Annotated in this window: 5 protein-coding genes and 1 tRNA gene; 3 read left to right on the forward strand and 3 right to left on the reverse strand. The window is 40.5% G+C overall.

Annotation, left to right across the window (positions count from 1 at the left end; translation table 11 throughout):
* The first annotated feature begins 254 nt into the window (after nucleotides 1-254).
* Entirely contained in the window at nucleotides 255-695 is a 441-nt protein-coding gene (locus IM322_RS02525) for a helix-turn-helix domain-containing protein (protein WP_287674699.1), read from the forward strand.
* 156 nt (nucleotides 696-851) lie between these two features.
* Here the strand turns inward: IM322_RS02525 and IM322_RS02530 are convergent, their stop codons facing one another.
* Entirely contained in the window at nucleotides 852-3,881 is a 3,030-nt protein-coding gene (locus IM322_RS02530; protein WP_287674697.1) for a type ISP restriction/modification enzyme, read from the reverse strand.
* A 203-nt stretch (nucleotides 3,882-4,084) separates the two neighbouring features.
* A tRNA-Pro gene (locus tag IM322_RS02535) sits at nucleotides 4,085-4,158 on the reverse strand.
* Between the two features lie 71 nt (nucleotides 4,159-4,229).
* Here IM322_RS02535 and lipA point away from each other — a divergent pair.
* On the forward strand, nucleotides 4,230-5,135 hold the full coding sequence (gene lipA, locus IM322_RS02540; protein WP_287674701.1) for a lipoyl synthase: 906 nt from the start codon (nucleotides 4,230-4,232) through the stop codon (nucleotides 5,133-5,135).
* Here lipA and rdgB read toward each other — a convergent pair.
* Nucleotides 5,098-5,691, reverse strand: coding sequence for an RdgB/HAM1 family non-canonical purine NTP pyrophosphatase (gene rdgB / locus IM322_RS02545; protein WP_287674695.1), 594 nt, complete (start codon nucleotides 5,689-5,691; stop codon nucleotides 5,098-5,100). The two genes, lipA and rdgB, sit on opposite strands and share 38 nt — an antisense overlap.
* Before the next feature lie 480 nt (nucleotides 5,692-6,171).
* Between rdgB and IM322_RS02550 the strand changes: the two genes are divergently transcribed.
* A partial coding sequence (locus tag IM322_RS02550; protein ID WP_287713087.1) for an RRXRR domain-containing protein occupies nucleotides 6,172-6,254 on the forward strand: 83 nt, incomplete at its 3' end.

The raw sequence follows: 6,254 nt of genomic DNA on the forward strand, positions 1-6,254 counted from the left end.
AGGTGGTCAATTACCTAATTTTCAGGGAAAAAGTCCCGGAATTTTCCCCCCAATCACTCCAAGGGTCGGCACTTTTTGAGGGAAAAAAAGTCTAAAAACCTTGTTGGATAAGGTTTTTAGATTTATTCAGCAAACCCTAGATAATAACATCTTTAGCGATCGCTTGAGTCGCTCCAGAAAACCCACTATAACATTTTTCTTTCTTTCTCACAAATATGAAGTATAATGTCATCGATAGCTAAACCGCACTAAAAATGAAATCCTATCCAGTAGAGTTCCGTCAGAAAATCCTCGACTGTTATTATAACGAACCCATCTCTCAAAGACAATTAGCGAAAAGATTCTGCGTCACCCTAAGTTTCGTACAAAAGCTTTTGAAGCAATATCGAGAAACGGGAGATGTTCGACCGAAGACTTATCGATGTGGACGTCATTTAAAACTCACGCCAGAACAAATGATCGTCCTCGGTACGTTAATTGAGGAAAATAATGACGCAACTCTGGCTGAACTATCGAAACTATTCCTAGAAAGAACTGGTATAGTGTTAAGTGTGGCGACAGTGGCCAGAATAGCCGAACGCTTGAGAATAACCCGCAAAAAAACTCTACACCCACCCGCAAGAGAGACAGAAAGAGTACAAAAACTTAGACAAGAATACAAAGTAAGTGGGTGGGTGGAATTAAATATAAGATGAACGTAGGTTGGGTTGAAGCATGAAACCCAACGCCCGCTCATGTTACGCTACCGCTAACCCATCCTACAAATAATTGTGCCTCCCTACTTAGGGTTTGCGGCAAAAAGTTTTTACTGGAGGCAGGGTGTAGAATAAGATTTCCCGGAAGCAATCTTTTTAATGTCTCATCGCTTCTATTATTTTCATGGTTTCGACGCTGACAGTACAGACTCTTTGTAATAAGTCAATTACTGTTTCTTTATAATCGTCGAAGCGGTAGGTATTGAATCTTTCGGCGATGGTTTGATCTTTGGGTTTCTTTTCTTTATATTGATCTAATATCCATTCTAAGGCTGAACGATTACCGAGTTTATATTCCCAGGCAATTTTGGGAATATCTTGTAGGAAAGTTATATCATCGAGGTTGATAGAATTTTTTTCTCGGTCAGCTTTTAGTTTAGTTTTTGGTTTGAGGTTATTATTAGTATCAATGCGGGTTAGTGGGTAGGGTGCGACGGTTTCATAGTTGATGTGTAATTCCATTAGTTTGCTTCCCCATTCTACCCATTGAGAGAAGTTATCATAAAAGGGAAGCCGGGGAAATTTTCGCTTCAGGTTTAATTCGTATTTAGTGCGATATTCTGGGTTGTGGAGGACTCCATAAGTGTAGTGGAAGATATCGAGTTTGGTGAGGTTTTTATCTTTGTAATGGTTTTGGAATTGTTGCAATCCCCAATCAGTGATGTTGTCAACGCGATTTCCATTTTCGTCATAAGTATATAATGCAAAACAACTAGATCCTCTTGCACAAAAATTCAAATCACATAAAGTATTAATAGCTAAAACAAGAATATCAGTCTGTTCATTATTCGCAAAACAGATAACATGATTACTAGAACTTTTTTTAGAGAAAAATAAATGCTGCGAACCTTTTATGTCGATAGGAATATAACTAAAATAAATATATCTTTTTACGAAAGGTCTATAATGAGATTCTCTCAAATCTTCTCGATTAAAAATATCTGTTTTCTCTTTTCTTAATTTATCTCTTTTAATTCTTGAACTCCATTTAATTAGATTTCTCTCAGCAATAAACTTATCTACAATAGGATTATCTTCTTTCTTGATATCTTGATATTTGTTATTTTTTTTATATTGAATCCATCTTTTGACCTCATGATTATACTCATCAATAAAGAATATACTTTTATTTTCTAAATTTTCTAAATCAATATCATATACCCATTCATCTCTATTAGTAGCAACTCCATTAGAAAATACTTCAAAAATAGACTTATTCTTTTTATCAGCTATAGAAATTAGATTATCAAAATCATTATCAGTTAAATTAACCCAGTTATTTTGATGATCAGGTTTAATATGTTCAAAGGTGAAATAGTCAAATTTAGTTTTTGCTAAAGAATCAAGTTTTTCTTGTGCTGAATTAAAATTTTCAGTATTACAATACATGATTTGACAAGGTAGCTTATTTTTGGATTTGATTTTAATCATAAAAGTAATAGCAACGCCAGTAATGATGTTAAAAACATTACCTGTTGTATCACCTTCTCTGATATCTCCTCCTAAGTCTATTGTATAAATATAATCAAATTCATTGACTACACTTTTTCTAAACCCATCAAAGCCTTTTGCATTAATAAAAGATGAATTAGTAATAAAAGAAATAATTCCATTTTCACCTAACCTATCTGTAGCCCAACGAAAGAAGCGAGAATACGGATCATAAACTTTAGTTTTTTGTGCTGTACTTTCCTTGACATAAGTATCCTTAATTCGCTTATCTATCGCCGGATACTTCCGATTCTTATTATTATCATTCTCATTTTGTTGATTTGCATTATAAGGAGGATTACCAATAATTACAGAAATATTGCGGTCATTTTGATTTTGAATCCGTTGGGTATTCTCCACCGACATGGCAAATAAATTCATCTGCTTGAGATGAAAAGCAGCATGGTCTAGGGTATCCACAAAACAGATATGCTCAAACTCCTCATACTCACCCATCTTCTGCTTGTAGGTGAACTCAATATTCAAATTCGCAATATAATAAGGCAGAATTGCCACCTCATTACAGTGCATCTCATGCTTATACTTGTACCGTAACTTATCCTTCGGTAAATACTCAATCAACTCCGTCACAAAAGCTCCTGTCCCCGTCGCTGGATCTAAAATTTCTACTCCTGGATCCGCCAACAACTTACCAAAATGTTTATGAACTAAATAATCGACACTTTCAATCATAAAACGGACAATTTCATTGGGTGTATAGACAATTCCCAACCGGTCCGCCGCTTTCGGATTGTACGCTTTATAAAAATTCTCATAAATCGCCTTGAGAAACTTCTGCTTCTCGTGGTGGTTGTAAATATTCGCCGCTGTCCGCCGAATTACCGCATAATAACGTTCAATTGTCCCTAAAGTATTGCGCTTGGTATTACCAGTAAAGAAAGTTTCAATCACTCCCTGCAATTCCCTAGCGATATTATTTTCCCGGTGAAACTGGGACTCATTAAAAATATTGATAAAAATATCCTCTGTCAGGATGTGCTGAATAATCATCTCTCGCACATCTTCCAGACTAATTTCTGGATTGATTGACTTGCGACAAATCTCTAAAAATTTGTCCCGCGCTGTCACAAAATTCCGATTCGTCTCCGACTGCCGCGCAATTAAACCCCGCAACGCTTCCAAAATTGTTGGTAAATCTTCCTTAAAACTATCAATCGCCTCTCGAAAATCCTCAACTTCCGGACGTACATAATTAATAAAAGCATTAATAATCCCATCCAAAGCCTCATCATCGCGCATCGAGACGCGCAGTCTTTCCTCTCCTCCTTGAATTAAAACCGCCGTCTGGGAATCTTCAAATAAAATATTGTCATTAGGATAGCCTTTCGCCAACTTCTTCTCAATTTCTTCGTCTAAATTATCATATTGGTCCTTACTTTCCCAATATCCCCAATCTAACCGTAAAGCATCCTTTACCGTCCCGTCAGGATAGACAACTTTACCCGACTTGGTGCGATAATCCAACTCAGGAATTAACAAAAAATCCCGCGCCTTGCAATAGTCATTTAACAAATTCTGAAAAGCGACTCTAATCGAAGTTTCCTTGCGACTTCCGCCATATTGAACAATCTTTTCAACTTCCGCCTGATACTGGCTGATTAATAATCTAGACATGGGCTTAGAGGAGGTAAATAAGTAGTTATAATCAAATAGAAGATAGATTTTGGACTCTGATCCCCCCTGCCCCCCTTATCAAGGGGGGTGCCGATAGGCGGGGGGATCTACCCTTGATAAGGGGGGTGCCGATAGGCGGGGGGATCTACCCTTGATAAGGGGGGTGCCGATAGGCGGGGGGATCTCCCCTTGATTGTCTTTAATCGGGATGACAGGATTCGAACCTGCGGCCCCTTCGTCCCGAACGAAGTGCGCTACCAAGCTGCGCTACATCCCGAAAATTTTCAGCTAAATTATCATAGCATATTCTGCCTTGAGTGGGTCGAGACTTGCTAGGATATTACAGATATAGGCAAAAATTATCGGAGTAATTCAGGCGTGACGGTCAAACCAGAGTGGTTACGGGTAAAAGCACCGCAATGGCAACGAGTCGGCAGTGTTAAGGAGGTTTTACGCGATTTAGGCTTAAATACCGTTTGTGAGGAGGCTTCCTGCCCCAATATCGGCGAATGTTTCCACGCAGGGACGGCTACCTTTTTAATTATGGGTCCTGCTTGCACTCGCGCCTGTCCTTACTGTGATATCGATTTTGAAAAAAAACCGCAACCTTTAGACCCCACGGAACCCCAGCGACTAGCGGCAGCCGTGCAACGTCTCGATCTTAATCATGTAGTGATCACTTCTGTCAATCGCGATGATTTGGCTGATGGTGGCGCTAGTCAATTTGTCGGTTGTATCGAGGAAATTCGCCGCATTTCTCCAAAAACCACTATCGAAGTGTTGATTCCCGACCTTTGTGGCAATTGGCAGGCTTTAGCTTTAATTCTTGCCGCTAAACCTGAAGTTTTAAACCACAATACCGAAACCGTTCCCCGTCTCTACCGTCGTGTGCGTCCCCAGGGTGATTACCAGCGTTCTCTAGAATTATTGCAGCGCGCCCGCGCCATTGTTCCCGCTACCTACACAAAATCGGGCATTATGGTGGGATTGGGGGAAACCGACGAGGAAGTGCGCCAAGTGATGCGCGATTTACGGGCCGTCGATTGTGATATTCTCACCATCGGGCAGTATCTGCAACCATCGCCAAAACATCTCGGTGTGCAGGAATTTGTCACCCCCGAACAGTTCAACCTTTGGCGCGAATACGGGGAGTCTCTGGGATTTTTACAAATTGTTGCGAGTCCCTTGACAAGAAGCTCTTATCATGCTGAACAAGTCAGAGCCTTGATGAATTTGTACCCGCGAGAGTCTTGAGATGGGGCAGCAATTGCTCAAAAGCTCGTCCTCGGTGGCTGATTTTTCTTTTTAATTCCGGAGACATTTCCGCAAAGGTTAAAGCGTATTCGGGGACATAAAAAATCGGATCGTAACCAAAACCACCTTCACCCCTAGGACTGGTGAGAATTTCTCCCGTGCAGATTCCTGTGGCGCTCAAGGCAATCTCACCATCGGGACGGGCGATCGCAATTACACAGACAAAACGGGCCGAGCGATCCTGATTATCTCCTAATTCTCTGACTAAGCGCTCGATTCTTTCTCGATCATTTTGACCGTAGCGGGCCGAGTAAATCCCCGGTGCATTTCCTAACCCAGTTACTTCCAATCCCGAATCATCAGCGATCGACCATTCTCCCAATGTTAGGGCAATTTGAGCAGCTTTTAAATAGGCATTTTCAGTAAAAGTCGCCCCTGTTTCCTCTATTTCTAAATAATCGGGTTTTAACTGCAATTCTAGGTCAATATCAGTTAAGTATTCGCCTATCTCTGCTAATTTACCCGGGTTACTCGTGGCTAGAATTAATTTTTTCATCGAAAATAATCGGTTGGAAACCCCGGCCTAAAAGGACGGCTTGACGTTGAGAATATTTCACTATACACTAAAGATACAGTGAATACTTTTAACTCCCTGACTGCTTTGGATCGGACGGACATTTCCCCCTGATTATTGCGAGGATTAAAGTAAAGGATGGGTTCCTTAAAATTCCCATTGACTGAAAGACTCAAAGACAAACATATCAAGGAAGTACGAATACATCCAAAATACTCGGCTCACTGGTTTGACAGCAATTGTCTTTGTCACTAACCCCGCCCTAAAAGCGACGGGGCTTGCCTAGACCAATTTAGGCGACGCAAGTAGAGACTACCGCATCGAGACACAATCTGGCACAGACTTCCGAATGCTTCCCTAGTTCGGATTCCCTCTAAGCTTTATTGGTAAAGCGTTGTTAGACAAGACATCTTGATTGTGTTGCGGAAAGGGACTTTAACTTTACTCTTAAGGATTATCTCCATGGAAAGAGTTCCTGTTATCTCAAAAGACGGAAAACCCTTGATGCCCACCAAACCCAGTCGGGCCAGACGGTGGATTAAAGA

The organism is Microcystis sp. M109S1 (genome assembly GCF_020247025.1).
In the GTDB taxonomy this organism is placed as follows: domain Bacteria; phylum Cyanobacteriota; class Cyanobacteriia; order Cyanobacteriales; family Microcystaceae; genus Microcystis.

Coding starts and splice junctions, on each gene's coding strand:
- IM322_RS02525 (WP_287674699.1), top strand. CDS start 255: ATGAAATCCTATCCAGTAGAGTTCCGTCAGAAAATCCTCGACTGTTAT.
- IM322_RS02530 (WP_287674697.1), bottom strand. CDS start 3,881: ATGTCTAGATTATTAATCAGCCAGTATCAGGCGGAAGTTGAAAAGATT.
- rdgB (WP_287674695.1), bottom strand. CDS start 5,691: ATGAAAAAATTAATTCTAGCCACGAGTAACCCGGGTAAATTAGCAGAG.